Origin of the sequence: Galbibacter pacificus (assembly GCF_029603165.1) — a bacterium.
GTDB classification, from domain to species: domain Bacteria; phylum Bacteroidota; class Bacteroidia; order Flavobacteriales; family Flavobacteriaceae; genus Galbibacter; species Galbibacter pacificus.
The window spans coordinates 790,312-809,765 of sequence record NZ_JAQSVC010000001.1 but is presented as its reverse complement, the minus strand read 5'-3'; the positions used below and the strand labels follow the sequence as shown (position 1 = coordinate 809,765).

Sequence of the window (19,454 nt, the reverse complement as noted above, 5' to 3'; positions counted from 1 at the left end):
ATCAGTATTTCATTAATCTTTTACAATGTATCCAATACCCCGAATCGTCTGGATATGGTTTTCCTGCTTCCCCAAGTCCAGTTTTTTCCGCAGGGCATTAATATAAACATCAATGATACTGGTGTCATAGTCAAAATAAATATCCCATACTTGCTGTATAATTTCGATACGTTCACAGACTTTCCCCTTTTTTTGAAGCAAATACTGCAACAGATCAAATTCCCTTTGCGTGAGGTGTACTTCCAGATCATTCTTAAAAACCTGATGGGTTTCCCTATTAAGCGCAATGTTTCCTACGGAAAGTAATTGATTTTCTTCCTGCGGGCCGCTACGCAACTGTACCCTCACCCGTTCCAATAATTCCTTGAAATGGAACGGCTTTTTTATATAATCATTGGCCCCGGCCTGCAATCCAATAATAGTCTCATCTACCGTGTCCTTTGCGGTCAAAAAAATTATGGGTGTGTTTTTGAATTTTTCCCTGAACCGGGTGCAAATCTCAATACCGCTGATCCCGGGTAGCATCCAGTCCAGTAGCAGTAACTTATATTCTCCGGTAAGCGCCAACTCCAGGCCTTTGACGCCTTCTTCCGCGACATCTAAACGAAAGCCCTTTTCTTCCAGACCTTGCTGGACGAAATCAGCGATTCCTGGTTCGTCTTCTACGAGAAGTATCTTCATTTTACAAATGTTGGTTTTAAATTGAAAATTTAGGTATTACTTTCCTTAAGATTCGCTTAAGATTTAAAATTCGGCAATGCTGTGTTAATTAAGACCTATATATTTGATTTTTTAAAAACCCAAAAAAGATACAAGAAAAAATAATACTATGACAGTAAAAAAAATAGCTATGGTTTTGATCTTGGCGCTGAGCTTCTTGAATGTAGCCAATGCCCAGGAATGGCAAAAAGATCTCAAAAAGGCCGAGAAGATCGCTTCAACCGAAGACAAACCTATTGTATTGGTCTTTCAGGGTTCAGATTGGTGCGCGCCCTGTATTAAACTGGATAAAGAAATATGGTCAACCGATGCCTTTAAAAATTATGCTAAAGAGCATTTTGTGATGCTCAAAGCTGATTTTCCGCGTCGGAGCAAAAATAAGTTGGCGGCTGAACAACAGGAAAAAAACAACAAATTGGCCGAAACCTATAATCCGGAAGGTTATTTTCCACTCGTTGTTGTTTTGGATAAAAGCGGAACGGTGTTGGGAAAAACCGGTTACAAAAAGACTACTCCTGAAGAATACATAAAAACCTTAAACTCCTTTCAGAAATAATTTGAAAAAATTCCTTCTCACCATAATAATCGCCACAATTTCTGTGAATTTACATTCACAAGAAATCCACAAACGCGTGCTCAAATTAATGGGCAGCCGTTTCGAAATTACGGTGGTATCAGAAAATGAGGCAAAAGCAAATGAAGAAATTGACCTTGCCATTTCTGAAATTTCCCGAATCGAAAAATTAATATCTTCTTGGGATCCAAATTCACAGACTTCCAAAATCAATAAAAACGCGGGAATAAAACCGGTAAAAGTTTCTGCGGAATTGCTTGAGCTTATAAAAAGGGCAAAGTCGATTTCAGAATTGACAGATGGCGCTTTCGATATTTCGTATGCATCGATGGATGCCCTTTGGAAGTTTGACGGGAGTATGACCAAAATGCCTTCCGAAGAAAAAATCAAAGCTTCGGTTGCCAAAGTAGGTTATAAAAACATTGTACTAAACCCTAAAGATCAAAGCGTTTTGCTAAAACTTCCCGGAATGAAGATTGGCTTTGGCGCCATCGGCAAGGGTTATGCGGCAGATAAGGCAAAGGAGCTTTTGATGAAAAAAGGAGTTGTTGCAGGTATTATCAATGCCTCCGGTGATATGAATACCTGGGGGCAACAACCTGATGGCAGCGAATGGAAAGTTGCCATAACCAACCCGTTGAACAAAAATAACGCCTTTGCATTGTTGCCAATTGATAATGAAGCGGTCGTTACTTCCGGTAATTATGAAAAGTATGTGATTTTTAACGGAAAACGCTATACCCACATCATCGACCCGCGAACGGGGTATCCAGCTACCGGGATCGTTAGTGCCACGGTTTTTGCCCCGAAAGCAGAATTGGCCGATGCTTTGGCGACTTCCGTTTTCGTAATGGGAAAGGATGTTGGGATAGACCGCATTAACCAATTGCCTGACATAGAATGTATCGTAATCGATGATAAAGGAGATATTTTTACCTCGAACAATATTAAAATAGATTCAAAATGATAAAAAAAGCCGCATTGCTCTTAGTGTTTATGGGCGGAATAACATCCTGTACCGCAGTCAAGGAGTATGAAAAAGTATATATCAACGATCCTGATATGGTCTTGGGAACAAAGAAAGTAGATCGCTACGAAACCAATTTCCATTCGTATCGTGAAGCTGCTTCTGGAGCCAATGGCGGAAAAACCGGAGGTGGTTGTGGTTGTAATTAATAAAGTGATGAAAATGAAATTTTTCTTAGTCAGTATATTGTGTGTTTTCTGTGGTGGAGCGCTTTCCGCGCAAACCCAAGATTCAACAAAAACTTATAAAAAGAGGGTACTCGAAAATACAGAAGTAGATGTATTGGCCAGTTATTATTCTCAGGATGGTGAAAATGCTGCCGTAAGCGGCGGGAAGGGAACAGAAAAGCTTACCGACATTGCGCCGAGCATTGTGGTTTCCATTCCGCTCAATGCGGACGACATTCTGAGTATAGATGCGAACGTATCGGCTTACACCTCTGCTTCTTCCAGCAATATCAATCCGTTTGACGGTAGTGGCGAGGCCGATCCTTTTGTAGCTTCCTCGGGAGCTTCATCAAGCGATGTATGGGCCAATGTGAACGCTTCCTATAGCCATAGTTCAGATGATCGGAATAAAATCTGGTCGGCCAATCTTTCGCTTTCCAGCGAATATGACTATTTCTCTTTTGGTTTTGGCGGAAGCTATACCCGGTTGTTCAACGAAAAAAATACCGAGTTGACCTTGAAAGCCAACGTTTATTTGGACACCTGGAAACCTATATATCCCTACGAATTAAGACCTTTTGCAGCAGGGGGGGATGGCCTTTCCAATGGTCTTTTCAGAAGCTATTCCATTACAGGGAATCAGGACTATAACCCCATATTCTCTGAATTTGGGAACAAATCACGGAATTCGTACTCTCTGGGCTTTAGTTTTTCACAAATACTATCCAAAAAACTACAGATGTCCCTGGAAGGCGATGTGGTACGCCAACAGGGCTTGTTATCCACCCCATTTCAACGCGTGTATTTTAGTGATGTTGAGGATTCATTTATACAGAATTTTCAATTGGCAGATGCCATTGAGCAATTACCCGATACCCGGAACAAAATAGCTGTGGGAGGCCGTCTCAACTATTACCTGAATGAAATTTTTGTGCTTAGGGGGTATTACCGTTACTACACAGATGATTGGGGAATTCAATCGCATACCGCAAGCTTGGAAGTACCCATTAAGATTTCCCAAAAATTTACTCTATATCCTTCCTATCGATATTACAGCCAAACAGCGGCAGATTATTTTGCGCCCTACGAAAGCCATCTTTCTACAGAAGAATTTTATACTTCAGATTATGACCTTTCAAAATTTACCGCCAATCAATACGGTTTTGGCGTAAGCTATACCGACATTTTTACAAATTTCCATATTTGGGATTTCGGGTTGAAAAGCATTGATTTAAAATATCATCATTATGCTAGAAACTCTAGTTTTCGAGCAGATATGATTTCGGGTGGTTTCAAATTTATTTTGGATGGATCGAAGTAGCATATAATGCTTTATTTGTTGCATTTCCTGTCCAAGTAATTTTGGAAAAAAGATTTGTCAAGTGAAGCTGAACAGGACGATTTGATGAAAATATTAATAACTGCATACGATAATGCCCTTCAAACTTCTATCTTCAATTATTTAAAGAATGAAGCCTATGTTTGTGAAGCTGCCCTAAATTTTCAGGAGGCTTCCGAAAAACTCTATTGCTATGAATATGACCTGGTCATCTTAGATTTTAGCTCAAGTAAAGAAATAGGCTTGAACCTTTTATCAGAGCAGAAGAAAAAACACGCATCTTCTGCATTCATAATAATTTCAGACAACTCATCTTTATCAGAGAAGATAACTGCTTTTGATTGTGGTGCAGATGATTATATGGCTAAGCCGTTGCATCTGCAAGAATTGCATTCTAGGGTAAAGGCAGTTTTAAGAAGGGGGAAATTAAATGGGAATGAGACCCTTGTTTTTAAGAAAATTAAAATCGACACCTTCGCCCGTGTAGTATACTTGGATAATAAAGCGATCTCACTCACCCGAAGGGAATACGAACTATTACAATACCTTATTTTAAATAGGGGAAGAGTACTGACAAAGGAAAGAATTGCCGAATATCTTTGGGGCGATGATAGTGATCTACTTGATAATTTTAATTTTTTGTATGTCCACATCAATAACTTACGTAAAAAATTAAATTGGCAAAGTTCCGGTTATATAAAGAGTATTTATGGAATGGGGTATATGTTGGTTCAGGATTGAGTGCTGTTATTATTTTCAACTTTGAGTAATAATGAAATTTGACCCTATTTATTGTTTTTTAGTTTAAGATATTCATATATCTTTGTTTTCACGAATAAAATCGAGGCAAAGGTTACCTATTCGGTTACCTCGTTTTATTGAAATAACATAAGTGTCTGGTAATTAAAATATTGTGGTTTGGTAAGTTAGTTCTGCCACCCCGACAAATAGGGTATTAAATAAAATCATTTAATACGTAAATTAATGAAAACCAGTAAAAATGTATTTTACTGGTTTTTTTTGTTGCCATTTGAAGGCATATTCGTTAGTGTCCTATTTCCAAAAATTTACTAATTTTTACACACTTATGTTTACTAATTTTAGTACATTTATGTTTACTAATTTTGGCACAATATAAAAAGCTAATTTTAGCCCGAAAGCAAAGATTGAAAAAGTAAATTCAACAACATGGCAACCCCAAGAGAACGATTCGTAGAGGCCCTCACCTTTCTGAAAGGACTACAGGACCAGGGTATAGTAGGAATTCATACTGATGAGATCCCAAATGTAAAGCACCGTCAACTGCTTGTCAAAAACGGTTTTTTAAAGGAAGTCACCAAAGGATGGTATATTGCCACGGACCCCAATGAGAAAGATGGTGAAACCACGGCTTGGTATAGTTCTTATTGGGAGTTTATAGCACGGTTTCTCAATCAAAAATATGGAGACGATTGGTCGCTTTCGGCAGACCAATCTTTGTTATTTCATGCCGGTAATCGTTCGGTACCACAACAATTGCTTATACGATCGCCCAAGGGCAATAACAAGCCCACTCCGTTACCCCATAACACCTCCCTGTTCAATTTGAAGACCGATATCCCTCCTTCAGAGCAGACCGTAGTAGAAGAAGGCATCCGCATGTATAATTTACAGACCTCCCTGATTTACACGGGAGCATCGTTGTATACAAATAATGCCATCGATGCCCGTACCACGCTGTCCCTGATTCGGGATGCTTCGGAATTACTACCCATACTACTGGAAAATGGGCATACCACCTTGGCCGGCCGATTGGCCGGGGCTTTTCGTAACATTCAACGTGATAGAATAGCAGACCAGATTGTGGAAACCTTCAAACAGGCCGATTATGACATCCGGGAGGAAGATCCTTTTGATACCAGGTTGGAATTGAAATTGTCGCCAAGGGAACGTTCTCCCTATGCCAACCGTATACGCCTGATATGGCAACAGATGCGTGAAGCGGTAATGGCCAATTTCCCGAAAGCCCCTGGCATACAGACCGACCACGAATCCTATATGAAGGACGTGGACGATATATATATAACGGATGCCTATCATTCGCTGTCAATTGAGCGCTATCGTGTGACCCCTGAGTTGATTCAAAAAGTGAGTTCGGGGGAATGGGACACCGAGGAAAACGAAGGGGACAGGAAGCAACGGGATGCCATGGCCGCCCGGGGTTATTATCAGGCTTTCCAATCCGTAAAGCAGAGCATCAAAGCCATATTGGAAGGAGCAAATTCGGGAACACAGGTCGATAAGGACCATGCCGCATGGTACAGGCAACTGTTCGACCCAAGTGTAGTGGCAGGTCTGTTGAAGGCTTCCGACCTTTCCGGTTACCGCAATAACCAGGTGTACATCGGTAATTCCAAGCATGTTCCCTTAAATGTAGATGCCATGCCCATCTTATTTGAATTATTGGAGGAAGAGCCCGAGGCTTCCGTACGGGCCGTGCTGGGCCATTTTGTCTTTGTTTTTATCCACCCCTATATGGATGGTAACGGTCGTATGGGCAGATTCCTTATGAATGCAATGCTGGCCTCCGGTGGCTATCCGTGGACAGTAATTCCCGTAGAAAAGCGGGATGAATATATGCAGGCATTGGAAGAGGCCAGTGTAAGGCAGAATATAGGCCCATTTGCAAAATTCTTGGGAGATTTGGTCTATGATAGGATGAAAGGTAAAAACCCGGTAAAATTACCGAACAAAAAATAGTCGCATGATATTATTTGAAATCATTTGGCTAAATTTATGCTATAGAAAGCGTACAGTTGCGGACAAACTGACAAAAGAACAATGGCATAAATCAGACTTTTCATACTTATTCAATGTTCTTTATAAATTTCGCAGGTATACCACCTACAATCACATTATCGGGAACATCTTTGGAAACGACAGCACCTGAAGCAACTACCGAATTCTCGCCAATGGTTACGCCTTGTAAAATCGTGGCATTTGCACCAATCCAAGCGTTCCTTTTGATGTGGATGGGTTTCGGTACGAGTGTGTGTCTGTTTTCGGGTTCTAAAGGGTGCCCTTCCGACAACAAACTGACCTTCGGTGCTATCAGTACATTATCTTCAATGGTAATGCCACCTAAATCCAAAAAAACACAATCAAAGTTGATGAATACGTTTTCACCTATTTTGGTATGCTTCCCGTAGTTGATATATAGCGGTGTAAATACGGCTGTACTTTCGTCAATTTCCGAATCGGTGATTTGACTTAATACTTTTCTGACTTCATTTGGGTCAGTCGAATTATTCATTTGCACGAGCAGTTTTTTCGTGTCGTATGAGGCATTTCTTAATTCTTTTCTTTGGCTGTCACTGGACGGAATAATTTCTCCGTTTCTCAATCGCTCAAAAATATCTGACTTATCCATCTTTGTATCCTTTGATACAAAGGTCGGACGATTTTAACAGGTGCTGTTAAAGATTTTCAAACCAATGATTATGAAATTCAAACTTTTTCTAACCGAACGGCAGATGGACTTACTCCTGCTTGTTTTTTGAAGAAATTGTTAAAGTAAGTTGGGTACTCAAATCCTAAAGCATAGGCAATTTCAGAAACATTCCAATCTGTGTTTTGTAAAATGGCTTTGGCTTCATTGGTAATACGTTCTGATATGTGAGTTGTGGTGGTTTTCCCCGTGACTTCCTTTACAGCACGGTTCAGGTAATTGACGTGTACCGAAAGGTCTTTTGCATAATCTTTGGCAGTTCTTAATAGAAGAGGTCTGTCGGGACTTTCCACAGGAAATTGCCTTTCCAAGAGCTCCATAAAAATATTAGTCAATCGTTCTGATCCATTTTTGTCTTGATTGTAATTTTCAGACGGTTTTAATTTTAAGGATTCGTGTAAAATCAAGTCGATATAATTGCGAATTAGGTCGTCTTTATATTCATAATCAGACTGTTGTTCTTCAATCATTTTTTTGAAAATACTGTTTAGAAACTGTCGTCGTTGTTCCGAAATATCCAAAATCGGTGTACCACCCATTTTAAACAAAGGCGATTTTTGTAGATTTTCCGAATGTTTCCCTAAAGTGTAAAAGTCTTCCGAAAACAGAATAGTGTAGCCAACATATTGGGTAGAAAGCGTTTCCCAAGCGTAGGGGATATTCGGATTTCCGAAGAACAAAATAGTTCCTTCGGCATCAAAACTTCTATCAGCATAGTGAATACTGCTTTTGCCCGTTGTCAAACAGATTTTATAAAAATCCTTTCGGTTATAAGCCTTGGTAGCATTGCCATCTTCTTCAATCTGAAAGACATTGAACCCCTTTAGTTTTAACTCGCTGTTGTATGTTGACAATGTTCTTGACATAGTGCAAAGTTAAGAAATTCAAATAAATCAATGTTTTAGTTCTACATCTTTTTTCCTTCGTCATAAATTGGAAAACTTAATACAATCTTTCTTTAAAAATGTAAAGTTAAATATTGATATTAAAGACAGTTTTGGAGAACCAGTATATCAAAAAGAATGGTTACTAGTTCTAATATTTATAATTGATGAAGTTGTGGAGAAAATAAAAGGAGGTACTATAGAAGATTATTATTATTATGTTAAATCGGCTAGTTTAAGAAAATCTATGGGATTTCCATGATAAAACCAAGCAAAAAATGAAAGAAATTATAACAGAGAAAAAATCACAATCAAGCCACTCTTTTTTGATACGGCTTTTGCCTTTTGACTATGGTACAGACCCTCAAAACAAGTTTGTTCCTAACATTGTTGAGCACGAGCATTTTATTCTTTCCTTCATTAGCCTTCCTTTCATAGTAAAGCTTAAGCTCTGTAAGCTCTGGGTCATGGCAAACCCCCGACGAACTTAGTAATAAGTGAAACTAAAACACTGTTAATCTTTTGATTTTTAATGTTTTTTGTTTTTTATGCATTTGTTTGATTTCATTTAAAACTAAATATTAGGTGTGCAATTCGGTGTGCAGTAGTTTACACGAAATGTATTATCTTTAAGAATCTTTCGAGATTGATTTGACCTTTGATTTAACAGATATTGTTTAATTAAAGTCATTTAAAATGAAATCAAAAAACCCCTTTACGGTTATTTCCTTCACTAGGAAATCAAGAAACAATTCACATGAACTTTCTATTTATGTGCAAATTATAGTTAATAGTAAGCGATTAGAAATTAGTTTAAAGCGTTCCGTTTTAGTCAAAGAAAGCATTATTGGAAACTATCCAAAAAATTTCAGAAAATGAACTGGATATGCCTCTAAAAGAATTACAGCCCCCACACCCTATTGCCAAGACCAAGTATGGGGCAATAGACTGGAACATAAAACATACAATGTGGTACTGTGGCCAATTATCAATGATTAATGGAATTATAAATAAGCATTTTAGCCTAAACTAAGTAAGTCGATAAAAAACAACATCATGAATTTAAAGAAAGTTATAACCGATAGCGTTACCTATACTAATTGGGTGCATCAAAAGTATATGGAATGGTTGTCCAAAAAACCGGAAGAGTTACTCAACAAAGAAGTACCCTCCAGCTATAACAGCATTATCAAAACTTTAAATCACATTTTAAGTACACAGGAATACTGGTGGAGCATTATAAATGAAAGTTCCGAATTTGTTCCACGACAAAATAATGCGTATTTAAATAAGAAGGAAATCTTTTATGCACTGGACAAAAACTCAAAGAAAGTACAAGCCTATATAGCATCACTTTCAGAAAAGGAATTGCAAAGAAAAGTAAGAATTAAGACTGAATGGTTCTCATGTAGCTTTTCAAAGTATGACTATATACAACATTTGGTCATACACAGTACCTATCACCGGGGACAGATTGTAACCATAGGAAGAAATATTGGCATTACCGATGCTCCGATGACCGATTCTAATTTTTGGAATATTTATAAGGAAAATGAAGCAGGATAAAACTGAAAAAAAACCTCAAAATGAATACTTTTATAAAACATAACATAAACCACATGGCAAAGAAACGTAAGAACAATTCTCTATCGTATTATGTCTTAGATGTTTTTGCAGAGCATAGATATCAAGGAAACCCACTGGCCGTAGTTGTCACCGATAATGATTTATCACTCTCTGATTATAAGAACATTTCAAAAGAATTCGGCTATTCCGAAACATCCTTTATCCAATATTCAGAAACCGAGAATACATTATCCGTCCGCTCCTTTACGCCAACTGGATTTGAAATTAATGGTGTAGGACATAACCTTCTAGGTGCTGTACATGCAGTTCTCTTCAATGAAAAAAAATTTAAACTCGATCTAGGTAAAATTCCCAAAATAATCATGAAAGAAAAGCCGGTATCTATTTCAATAAGTAATGATGTAATAAGTATGGCACAACAACCTGCAAATATCAAAACTATTGTTTCAAGTAGTGAAATTGCCGAGGCTCTTTCTGTTCCTGAAGACAAACTTCAAGTAAAAAACTTAAAACCAACTGTCGTTAAAACGGAGGTCGCCCATTTAATTGTACCTTTAGAAGGTGTGGAAACTTTAAATATGTCAAAACCTGATAAAGTTCTTTTAAAAAACCTTGCTAACACATATGGTTTCCAAGGTGTTTACTGTTTTTCTTTTATTAGAAATGGCGTGGATATTATTGCCAAAACACGATTTTTCAACCCCGGAATAGGAATTGATGAAGATCCTGCAACCGGAAGTGCGGCAGGCCCCTTAATTGGGTTGCTTCATAAAAAAGGATATCTTATGAAAAACAAGGAATACAAACTTTTACAAGGAGAAAAAATGGGGCGCCCCTCGTACATACATGGTAAGGTTACAGATGACGGAATACTAATTGGAGGAACTACTGTAATTACGATGGAAGGAACACTTCAATTATAAAAATACTATGAACAACAAAAATATTACATGCTTTTAATAGATAATAGGCATTAATTTGCTTTGTTAGTACATAGTCAATCATAAAAATGCTGTTTTTAAAATCGGATGGGAAAAGCTATTTCAAGCGCAAGCAATCAATAAAAAATTTTATCAACATTATCTTGATCAGGCTTAATAAAATCTAAATAGAACTCTTGGGAATAGCAAAAAAGGCTTAGTATAACGAACTAAAAAATCAATCATATTTCCCTTCTGTCACTATTATTTCTCTTTCATTTTATGAGGGTAACTCCCAATACTCAGAATGCAATTGTTTTTTCCTGTATGTCAAAGGAGCGACCCCCACATATTTTTTGAAAGCTTTTGAAAAATATGAAGAGTTGGCGAAGCTCAAATGCAAGGAAATTTCCTGGACAGACATAGCTATCTGTTTAAGTAAGCTCTTGGCCTCTAGAAAAATGACATCATTTATAATACATTTTGCAGACTTTCCAGTTTCAGAAAGAAGAAACTCGCCCAGATATTTAGGGGTAGTATTCATCTTATCGGCATAAAAACGCACCTGTTTTTCTTCCCTAAAATGTTTGGCTATCAAAGATCTAAATTTCCTCACCTGCTGTTCCTTAATTGATAGATGGTATTTGCTTGCCAATACCTCTGCTTCGGACAGTTTTTTTATATAAACCAACAAAGAAAAAGTAATACCCATGACCACTTCCCTTTCCTTTTCAAAGTCCTGCATTAGTTTGAAAATTGCTTTTATTTTTTGATGCTGATCGTTCGAAATACTGATTACGTGCTGTTCTCCAAGCAGAAAGAATGGTAAAGAAGCAAGAAATTCCGGAGTTACTATCCCTTCCAATAAAGCTTCCCTGAACAATATGGTGTTAGTGAGTGTATTCTAGTCTACTATCCACTCAGAAACAATTCCCTTCCCCAATAAAATGAGCGACTTCTCCTTGGTAAAGTATTCCTCGCTTGAAATTTTAATGTGTACGTTTCCCCTGAATCTGTCGAGGCTATGCCGTAAAAAATATTTCGTATCGGAAACTTGATATTTGCTTTTCTATATACCTCCCCAGGAACCAACATATAAGGCTCTTTATTATTGTCAAAAAAATTCTCTTTTAAATATCCATATACATCAAAAGATGTCAAGTCCATTCGTTTTTTCATTATATATTTTGGTTGAAAAAAATATTAAAAACCGGTGATAAGCAATAAATTTCCATATTGATAAAAAACAATCATCAATGAATAATCATAGAGCAAATTACAGTAAATAATAAACCTATTAAACAAGTCATAGCTATAAATCTAATTTTTTTAAACCAAATATGTTCACCTAATATAACGGGTAAATGTTTAACAACTACAAGTTTATCTGCATCATCTATAAGTATAAATATTGGATATCCATCCAAATAAAAACTTATGTATTAATTTGGTATTATGCCTATATTAAAAATCGCCACATTAACGCTTCATCCCATTTGTACTCATCACTATTTTAAAAATGGCATCGGAGGCGGTTATAAATAATGTTGAAAAATCTTTCCCGCCAAAAGTAACATTGGACGTCCAATCGCGATCTACAGCTATATGCCCGATTAATTTTCCCGTTTTACTGAAGATATGCACGCCATCACCGGTAAGATAAACATTGCCTTTGGTATCCATGGTCATTCCATCAGACCCCATACTGGTAAATAGCTCCTTGTTCTTTAAATCACCATTTTCGGAAACCTGATAGACATATGTTTTTTTGTCACCGATATCAGAGATATACAATATGTTTTTTTCATAAGAACCTATAATGCCGTTCGGGTTCACAAATCCATCAGCTACTACTTTTAGGTCTTTTCCATTGGGCGATAGGTAATAAACGCGGCGTTCTTTCATTTCAGGTTCTGTCCGTGTCCAATAAGTACGTTGGTAATAGGGGTCGGTAAAATATACCCCGCCTTTTTGGTCAATCCATAAATCGTTTGGACCGTTTAAATTTTTGCCTTTGTAATTGTCCAGCACGACCGTTATTTCTTTATCGGGACTTATTTTCCATAATTCAAACTTTTCATCGGCACAGGCATAGAGGTTGCCTTCTTTGTCAAAATACAATCCGTTTGCCCTCCCGGCATCATCCATAAAAACGGTTACCGAATCTGTGGCCACAGTCCATTTTAAAATAGTATTATCGGGTTGGTCTGTAAAGTATACGTTCCCTTCCTTATCTGCGGCCGGGCCTTCGGTAAATTTATATCCGTTGGCCACTAATTGTAACTCTGCCCCTTCTTTTATGGTAGGATTCCCCTGTGCTTTTACTAAAAACACATTCAGCAAAAGAAAAGCTGTTCCTATAATTGTTTTTAATATCATATTAAGATTTTCAAACAAGAAAGGTAAGAATTTTATAGCTGAATTATATATGCGAAATAAGTAACTTTCTGTTGGCAGTTATACTATAATGGTTCCCGGGGAATGTCTGGGCAAGGAAGCCTTAATTTTTTAATGCTATTTCTGAATGATACATCCAAAAAATCATTCTAATATTTCCAGTAACCATGCGTCCTTAAATTCGGGGTTCTTTCTTAAATCAACATACGTTGGATAACAATCTTCTATGCTTTTTCCCTCGGCCACATAAATATATTCCCAATTTTTTTGGGGTTTACAAACGATTTTGGCTTAAGTCCCAATGTTTCTACACGCAACTTCCATTTACTGGCCAACTCATCATTAGAAAATACATTGGTAACTAAATAATATCCGGACGAAATGCCTTCAATTCTAAAAGATTCCCTAATTTTCAAACTATCAGTAAGATTAACAACGGTATCCTTTACAGCTATTTGCTTTGCAACAGAAGTTTCATTGGCATGAATTTCCTTGGCCACGCCCATAAAAAAAAGTAAAAATGCATCCCGTACAGAATTGAACTTGATCCCTAATTTTCCGCTTCCACTACTTTTATATTTGGTAATGTCCATGGTGGCCAAATCAAAACCAAGTGTATTTATACTGTTCGGGTTTCTATTGTCCACTATTTCACCAAAATAGGTAATGCTGCTATTAAAAAAATTGTTTTGTGGCCTTACTTTTGAATATAAAGGTTTTTTTTCGGCATAATCCTGAGCCTTAATGGTTACTTCATCGGTTTTTAAGCGTTCATCACCTTCCAATACTCCTAAAAACAATTGGGCATTGTCGGTTTCTTTATTAAAGTTATCGCCAATGTCTACTTCAACCTCAAAAAAAGATTCGCTTACGGACTTAAATCCTTCATATATGTCTATTTGCCTTAATGGCTCTTCGGGATTTTCATACACCACCATTAACATCCATCCGCCAGAACTTCCACCCAAAATATGCCCCTCTGATGCTCTCATATTTGCAACGGTATAGCTTCCCGATGTTTTTTTCGATCCATTTAAAACCTCCGTAACGTCTGCATAGCATAAATAGGGCCTTCCAATACTGTCTTTTTGATCTTCCAGTATTTTTCCGGTAACGGTTGTATAAGCGCTATCGGGGGCTTTAAACAAAATAATATTAAAATCGTCTACCCGGTCGGCTTCATTGGTATACATGTATTCATTTTCCTTTTTTTTAATATCGCCTTTGCCGTATTGGTAGGTGGCGGCCCAGTATAAGCCCACCTTAACTATTTTATTGGTCGTTTCGGGCAATTCCAAACTGGCCGAACTGGAACTAAAGGTATTGGTATTGTCATCAATATCCACATAGACCATTGGCAGCCTGTCGTTCTTTTTTGCATGGTAGCCAATATCGTTATATGCTTCGGTTGCATTTACGCTTACAATATTATTGCCAATTATTTTACAGCCTCCTTTCAACTTATGTATTTGCACTTGACTAAAACCGGTATTTACCTGCCCTCACATAGTTATGCTGGATAAAATGAACGAAATAAAAAAGGGCAGTTTCATAGAATGAAGTCTTTTTGAAATAAAATAAAGATAACAATTTTATGGGCAATTCCTTGAGTTCAATCTCCTTTGCCTTGTTTATGTTTACAAAACTTTTCCAGTATGTTTCCTTTCTGTTAAGGAAAAACCATCATGCTACCAAATGGTTAAAGCTAATATTTTATGAGTTTTTAAATACGTGTACTCTTCTTTTTAAGTGACTTATAAATAATAACACAAAAGAATACTTAATTGAAAAAGGAAGAACTTTGGTTACTTATTGAAAAATATGCCGACGGAAAATGTAATCGGGAGGAAGAAATTTTTGTTGAAACGTATTTTGAAAACTGTCAGGAAAATAACATTCAGCTTCCCGAAGAAGCTGCTATAATTAAAAGCAGAATGTATGGCCAAATAAAGAAAACCATACAAAAGAGAGCGCGTAACCTAAAACTACAGAAACAGCGAAAGGTATTTTTGAAAATTGCCGCAGCCCTGCTTTTTATTATCGGGTGCGGAACTGTGTACAAACTCCTTAACAAGCAAGAATTTTATACCGAAACTACTGCTTTGGGCGAAAAGAAAACCATTTCCCTTCCCGACGGGTCGGTGGTCTCTTTAAATTCGGCGACCGTGTTAAGCTATTCTTCTGGTTTTAATGAAAAAAACAGGGAAGTAACGTTGAGCGGGGAAGCCTATTTTGAAGTAACCCACATCAAAGAAAAACCATTTATTGTCCACACAAAACACTTAAATACCAAGGTTTTGGGTACATCCTTTAACATTAATGCCTATAACGGGAACCACAACGCAAAAGTAAGCGTGACTACTGGAAAGGTAAACGTATACAATACAGGGGCCGTTAATGAACTTCTTATAAAAAATGAACAACTGTCTTACAATATCCCCAACCAAAAATACACAAAAGAACACCGCAATTCTGCAAACGACATTGCCTGGAAAGACAATGTAATTCTCCTGGACGACATCGATTTGGAAACGGCTTCCAAGATTCTTGAAAAATGGTTTAACGTATCCATTGCCATTGAAGGTGAAGGCCTTAAATCGAAACGGATCTTCGGAAAATATAAAAATCCTATACTTGATGATGTCTTGGAAAGCTTAGAGTTTTCCATAGGAATTAAAGCCCTGCGTACCAACAACCAAATAATCATTAAAAAGAAAAATTCCTCATGAAAAAAATCCGGAGCGAATAACAAAAGAAAAGCCTTTCCTGCTGGCACAGAAAAGGCCTAATTAATCTAAAAGTCATTATCAAACTTAATAGAAAAACTATAATGAAATCAAAAATACAAAAAAGTAGAACAGTAGTAACCCACAAATGGCACTTATGCCTTTTTATGATCTTGGCGGTTTCTTTTTTCGAGATTCACGCACACCCAAACCTATCTTTGGAAAAAGAACGGATAACACTAAATACCCAAAACGAAACATTAATTACCGTGCTTTCGTCCATAGAAAAACAATCGGCAATTTCATTCGTTTACGGAAACGACATAAAAACACTAACCACAAAACGGTCCATTAATTATTACAATGAAGTGCTTGATGTTGTTTTAAACGACATTGCTGCTCAGTTTAATATTTCTTATAAAAAAATAAACAACACGGTGGCCATTAGTCTCAAGAAAGTGGCCGTACAACAATTAAAGGAAGTAAACGGCACCGTGACCGATGATGCCGGAGTACCATTAATGGGTGTAAACGTAATGGAAAAAGGAACCCCAAATGGCGTTACAACCGATTTTGACGGAAATTTTAATATAAAAGTCCCCATTGGCAGCACCTTGGAATTTACCTATGTTGGAATGCAGACTTTTACCATTCCGGTAAAAGCCAGCACCGGCTCCGTTACCGTAGCCATGCAGTCCGACCAAGAAATGCTGGACGATGTTGTGGTAATTGGTTACGGGGAAACAAGCCGGGAAACACTGGTCGATGCCGTAAATAAAGTAGACCCAAAATCTATTGAAGAAAGACCCCTACCAAATGCCGCCAATGCACTGCAAGGGGTTAGCCCAGGGCTAAATGTTACACAGGCCAGCGGAAAACCCGGTAGCGACCCCCGTATAAACATACGTGGTTTTACCTCTATTAATGGTGGTTCCCCGCTTATAATTGTTGATGGGGTTGAAGGCGACATTAACAGTCTTAATCCAAACGATATTGAATCCATAAGTGTTTTAAAAGATGCAGGGGCTTCAGCTATTTATGGAGCCCGTGGTGCTTTTGGAGTGGTTTTGGTAACCACAAAAAGAGCCAAAAAAGGGAATATTACAGTAGATATAAGTAACACCACAGCATTTAGCTCGCCAACAATAAATACCGATTTTGTAACGGATCCCTATCAGGCAGTTACCCTTGTCGACGAAGCTTTTAGAACAGCCGTTGGAAGGTCGTATACCGGATATACTGAAAAAGATTATGCCGCTTTATTGGAAGTTTCTAAAGACCCTTCTAAGGCAAGGGTGGTAACCGATATTAGAAATGGGCGCGAACAATATATCCATTATGGGGCAACCGATTGGTGGGACAGCTTTTTTAGAAAAACATACCCGTCAAACATAACCAATGTTTCCATTTCTGGAGGCTCGGAAAAGGTGAAAAGCTATTTTTCTTACAGAAATTACCAGGCAACCGGAATTTTAAAGGTTCAGGACGATCAATACAAACAATACAATTTAAGGGGAAAAATCGACGTAGAAATAAACGACTGGCTTTCTTTTTCCAATAATATGCAATACAACAGCGCCAACGACGTGGAACACGGCGGAAGCCAATATGGATGGAGAGATATCTGGGGAAGCTTAATTTGGGTACACGCATTGCCTTCTTACATACCAACCAATCCAGATGGGTCTGCTTTATGGCGAACGGAACTGAATAATTATACGGTTGGCGATGGCGTATATGCTTCTTTGCTGCACGGAAAATCCAAACAGATAACAGACGATTCTGAATTTTCAAACATTGCCACCGCAAAACTCAATCCGGTTTCCGGGCTCGATATCACGGCCAGTTATGCCATAAGAAAGGTTACTTTTAACCGTTTTCAGCGTTCTACCAGAATTCCTTATTCCATTTTTGTAGGCGAAATAGGTGCTTTGGGCAGCGATAAACTTACCGAATACAACAACCAGTCCAGCTATAATGCTTTCAATATTTTTGGAGAATATAAAAAGCAAGTCGGGCAACATTCCTTTAGTGGAATGATTGGTTTTAACCAAGAAAACTACGAAATCAAGAAAATTGAAGCCAGCAAGCAAAATAGTATTTCAGACGACCTTAATTCGCTTGGGCTGGCAACTTCCAACGCCGAGGCTACCGGAAGCGCTTCAGAATGGGCCCTACAAGGTTTATTTTACAGGTTTTCATACGACTTTATGAAAAAATACCTTATTGAATTCAACGGGCGCTACGATGGTTCTTCCAGATTCCCCGAAGAATATAGATGGGGCTTCTTCCCCTCTATATCAGCCGGATGGATTGTAAGCAAGGAAGGTTTTTTTGAAGGAATCAACGATACTTTCAGCCTTTTAAAATTACGGGCATCTTATGGTTCCTTAGGAAATCAGAACATTGCCGATTATGCGTACATTCCAACATTGCCAAAAGATATTAATACCGGATATGCCATTGACGGTTCCACATTGGGATATATTGAATCTCCGGGGTTAAATCCAAATGAAATTACTTGGGAAGAAGTAAAAACCTTCAATCTTGGGGTAGATTTGGACTTCTTCAACAACAGATTAAATGCTAGCTTTGATTGGTTTCAAAGAAATACCGATGGCATGCTCACGGCAGGTGCAACTTTACCAAGTGTATTGGGGACTTCTTCCCCGCAAGAAAATGCAGCCGATTTAAGGACACGCGGGTTTGAAATATCCCTTGGATACAATAAAACATTTCAGGTAGCTAATTCGCCCTTTAATTTTTCGGTAGTAGGAACACTCTCTGATTCTGAAACGATTATTACCCGCTTTGACAACCCGAACAATAGTCTGCTGGATTATTATAAAGGGATGACAATTGGAGAATTATGGGGGTACCATGTTGATGGCTTGTTTCAAACAGAAGAAGAAATTGCCGGACATGCAGACCAAACCAGGGTTTCCAACCGAATTATGGCAGCCGGGGGGCTACAGCCCGGCGATGTAAAATATGTAGATTTAAATGGCGATGGAGTTATCAATGAAGGCGAAAACACAGCCGACAACTCTGGGGACAGGCGAATTATTGGAAATACGGCCCCGCATTATCTGTATAGTTTTAAAGTAAGTACATCTTGGAAGGGGTTCGACCTTTCTGCATTTTTTCAAGGGGTCGGTGAGCAGGACTGGTACCCGAATACAGATTCAAGAACGTTCTGGGCAATGTACAACCGCCCATACGATTCGTTTATCCGCAAGGATTTGGCAAACAATATTTGGAGCCCCGAGAACCCGGATGCCTATTTCCCGAGGATGTTCGGTTACATTGCACTGTCGGACAATGATGCTTTAGGGGCCGTAAACGACCGTTATCTACAGGATGTCTCTTATTTAAGGCTAAAAAACCTGACTTTTGGTTATACGTTGCCAGCTTCGGCCATAGAAAAGCTTCCGTTTAGCAAGTTACGCCTCTATTTCAGTGGAGAAAACCTGTTGACTTTCAGCAAGCTTACCGATTATATCGACCCGGAAGCGGCAAGTAATTCTGTTAACCTAAACTCCCCATCAACTTCAACCAACAGAAGTACAGCACAAACAGTACCATTTTCAGAAATATATTCTTTAGGGGTTTCACTTCAATTCTAA

19 protein-coding genes are annotated in these 19,454 nt (G+C 38.1%); 13 read left to right on the top strand and 6 right to left on the bottom strand.

All coding sequences use genetic code 11. From position 1 onward, the window contains the following. Positions 1 to 12: 12 nt before the first annotated feature. Entirely contained in the window at positions 13 to 681 is a 669-nt protein-coding gene (locus tag PSF86_RS03285) for a response regulator transcription factor (protein ID WP_072319410.1), read from the bottom strand. A gap of 148 nt (positions 682 to 829) precedes the next feature. On the opposite strand from PSF86_RS03285, the gene PSF86_RS03280 reads away from it, so the two are divergent. The 6 genes from PSF86_RS03280 to PSF86_RS03255 all read left to right on the top strand — a co-directional run bounded on the left by PSF86_RS03280 (position 830) and on the right by PSF86_RS03255 (position 6,566). Beyond that, on the top strand, positions 830 to 1,276 hold the full coding sequence (locus tag PSF86_RS03280) for a thioredoxin family protein (protein WP_072319409.1): 447 nt from the start codon (positions 830 to 832) through the stop codon (positions 1,274 to 1,276). 43 nt (positions 1,277 to 1,319) lie between these two features. Continuing rightward, on the top strand, positions 1,320 to 2,261 hold the full coding sequence (locus tag PSF86_RS03275) for an FAD:protein FMN transferase (RefSeq protein ID WP_277898632.1): 942 nt from the start codon (positions 1,320 to 1,322) through the stop codon (positions 2,259 to 2,261). Further along, a complete protein-coding gene (locus PSF86_RS03270; RefSeq protein ID WP_072319407.1) occupies positions 2,258 to 2,470 on the top strand; it encodes a DUF4266 domain-containing protein in 213 nt (70 codons plus the stop codon). Before PSF86_RS03275 ends, PSF86_RS03270 begins: the two co-directional genes overlap by 4 nt. Before the next feature lie 7 nt (positions 2,471 to 2,477). Beyond that, positions 2,478 to 3,809 carry a DUF3570 domain-containing protein gene (locus PSF86_RS03265; RefSeq protein WP_072319406.1) on the top strand — a complete coding sequence of 444 codons (1,332 nt, stop codon included), beginning with the start codon at positions 2,478 to 2,480 and terminating at the stop codon, positions 3,807 to 3,809. 84 nt (positions 3,810 to 3,893) lie between these two features. Then, positions 3,894 to 4,568: a winged helix-turn-helix domain-containing protein gene (locus PSF86_RS03260; protein WP_072319405.1), complete on the top strand. Its 675-nt coding sequence runs from the start codon at positions 3,894 to 3,896 to the stop codon at positions 4,566 to 4,568. Positions 4,569 to 5,015: 447 nt separating this feature from the next. Next, complete coding sequence (locus tag PSF86_RS03255) at positions 5,016 to 6,566, top strand: Fic family protein (RefSeq protein WP_277898631.1); 1,551 nt, start codon at positions 5,016 to 5,018, stop codon at positions 6,564 to 6,566. Positions 6,567 to 6,672: 106 nt separating this feature from the next. On the opposite strand, the gene PSF86_RS03250 is transcribed toward PSF86_RS03255, so the two are convergent. Both PSF86_RS03250 and PSF86_RS03245 read right to left on the bottom strand, forming a co-directional pair. Continuing rightward, positions 6,673 to 7,236 carry a sugar O-acetyltransferase gene (locus tag PSF86_RS03250; RefSeq protein WP_277898630.1) on the bottom strand — a complete coding sequence of 188 codons (564 nt, stop codon included), beginning with the start codon at positions 7,234 to 7,236 and terminating at the stop codon, positions 6,673 to 6,675. Positions 7,237 to 7,313: 77 nt separating this feature from the next. Beyond that, the gene (locus PSF86_RS03245) at positions 7,314 to 8,180 is read right to left on the bottom strand and encodes a helix-turn-helix domain-containing protein (protein ID WP_277898629.1); all 867 of its coding nucleotides are present in this window, start codon (positions 8,178 to 8,180) and stop codon (positions 7,314 to 7,316) included. A 67-nt stretch (positions 8,181 to 8,247) separates the two neighbouring features. Between PSF86_RS03245 and PSF86_RS03240 the strand changes: the two genes are divergently transcribed. From PSF86_RS03240 to PSF86_RS03225, 5 genes are all read left to right on the top strand, one after another. Next, complete coding sequence (locus tag PSF86_RS03240) at positions 8,248 to 8,460, top strand: hypothetical protein (RefSeq protein WP_277898628.1); 213 nt, start codon at positions 8,248 to 8,250, stop codon at positions 8,458 to 8,460. Between the two features lie 434 nt (positions 8,461 to 8,894). Next, positions 8,895 to 9,077, top strand: coding sequence for a hypothetical protein (locus tag PSF86_RS17770; RefSeq protein WP_338424011.1), 183 nt, complete (start codon positions 8,895 to 8,897; stop codon positions 9,075 to 9,077). After that, positions 9,046 to 9,231, top strand: coding sequence for a hypothetical protein (locus PSF86_RS03235; RefSeq protein WP_277898627.1), 186 nt, complete (start codon positions 9,046 to 9,048; stop codon positions 9,229 to 9,231). Before PSF86_RS17770 ends, PSF86_RS03235 begins: the two co-directional genes overlap by 32 nt. A 23-nt stretch (positions 9,232 to 9,254) precedes the next feature. Next, positions 9,255 to 9,764: a DinB family protein gene (locus tag PSF86_RS03230; protein WP_277898626.1), complete on the top strand. Its 510-nt coding sequence runs from the start codon at positions 9,255 to 9,257 to the stop codon at positions 9,762 to 9,764. 53 nt (positions 9,765 to 9,817) lie between these two features. Continuing rightward, entirely contained in the window at positions 9,818 to 10,708 is an 891-nt protein-coding gene (locus PSF86_RS03225; protein ID WP_277898625.1) for a PhzF family phenazine biosynthesis protein, read from the top strand. 277 nt (positions 10,709 to 10,985) lie between these two features. Here the strand turns inward: PSF86_RS03225 and PSF86_RS03220 are convergent, their stop codons facing one another. The 3 genes from PSF86_RS03220 to PSF86_RS03210 form a co-directional block, all read right to left on the bottom strand. Then, positions 10,986 to 11,570 (bottom strand): helix-turn-helix domain-containing protein, encoded by a 585-nt coding sequence (locus tag PSF86_RS03220; protein ID WP_277898624.1) that lies wholly within the window; start codon positions 11,568 to 11,570, stop codon positions 10,986 to 10,988. Between the two features lie 614 nt (positions 11,571 to 12,184). Further along, positions 12,185 to 13,084 (bottom strand): SMP-30/gluconolactonase/LRE family protein, encoded by a 900-nt coding sequence (locus PSF86_RS03215; protein WP_277898623.1) that lies wholly within the window; start codon positions 13,082 to 13,084, stop codon positions 12,185 to 12,187. Positions 13,085 to 13,326: 242 nt separating this feature from the next. Next, positions 13,327 to 14,577 carry a hypothetical protein gene (locus PSF86_RS03210; protein ID WP_277898622.1) on the bottom strand — a complete coding sequence of 417 codons (1,251 nt, stop codon included), beginning with the start codon at positions 14,575 to 14,577 and terminating at the stop codon, positions 13,327 to 13,329. Positions 14,578 to 14,886: 309 nt separating this feature from the next. Here PSF86_RS03210 and PSF86_RS03205 point away from each other — a divergent pair, with 309 nt between their 5' ends. Continuing rightward, positions 14,887 to 15,831, top strand: coding sequence for a FecR family protein (locus PSF86_RS03205; protein ID WP_277898621.1), 945 nt, complete (start codon positions 14,887 to 14,889; stop codon positions 15,829 to 15,831). A gap of 101 nt (positions 15,832 to 15,932) precedes the next feature. After that, the gene (locus PSF86_RS03200) at positions 15,933 to 19,454 is read left to right on the top strand and encodes a SusC/RagA family TonB-linked outer membrane protein (protein WP_277898620.1); all 3,522 of its coding nucleotides are present in this window, start codon (positions 15,933 to 15,935) and stop codon (positions 19,452 to 19,454) included.

Coding starts and splice junctions, on each gene's coding strand:
- PSF86_RS03285 (WP_072319410.1), bottom strand. CDS start 681: ATGAAGATACTTCTCGTAGAAGACGAACCAGGAATCGCTGATTTCGTC.
- PSF86_RS03280 (WP_072319409.1), top strand. CDS start 830: ATGACAGTAAAAAAAATAGCTATGGTTTTGATCTTGGCGCTGAGCTTC.
- PSF86_RS03270 (WP_072319407.1), top strand. CDS start 2,258: ATGATAAAAAAAGCCGCATTGCTCTTAGTGTTTATGGGCGGAATAACA.
- PSF86_RS03265 (WP_072319406.1), top strand. CDS start 2,478: ATGAAAATGAAATTTTTCTTAGTCAGTATATTGTGTGTTTTCTGTGGT.
- PSF86_RS03260 (WP_072319405.1), top strand. CDS start 3,894: ATGAAAATATTAATAACTGCATACGATAATGCCCTTCAAACTTCTATC.
- PSF86_RS03255 (WP_277898631.1), top strand. CDS start 5,016: ATGGCAACCCCAAGAGAACGATTCGTAGAGGCCCTCACCTTTCTGAAA.
- PSF86_RS03250 (WP_277898630.1), bottom strand. CDS start 7,236: ATGGATAAGTCAGATATTTTTGAGCGATTGAGAAACGGAGAAATTATT.
- PSF86_RS03245 (WP_277898629.1), bottom strand. CDS start 8,180: ATGTCAAGAACATTGTCAACATACAACAGCGAGTTAAAACTAAAGGGG.
- PSF86_RS17770 (WP_338424011.1), top strand. CDS start 8,895: ATGAAATCAAAAAACCCCTTTACGGTTATTTCCTTCACTAGGAAATCA.
- PSF86_RS03230 (WP_277898626.1), top strand. CDS start 9,255: ATGAATTTAAAGAAAGTTATAACCGATAGCGTTACCTATACTAATTGG.
- PSF86_RS03225 (WP_277898625.1), top strand. CDS start 9,818: ATGGCAAAGAAACGTAAGAACAATTCTCTATCGTATTATGTCTTAGAT.
- PSF86_RS03215 (WP_277898623.1), bottom strand. CDS start 13,084: ATGATATTAAAAACAATTATAGGAACAGCTTTTCTTTTGCTGAATGTG.
- PSF86_RS03200 (WP_277898620.1), top strand. CDS start 15,933: ATGAAATCAAAAATACAAAAAAGTAGAACAGTAGTAACCCACAAATGG.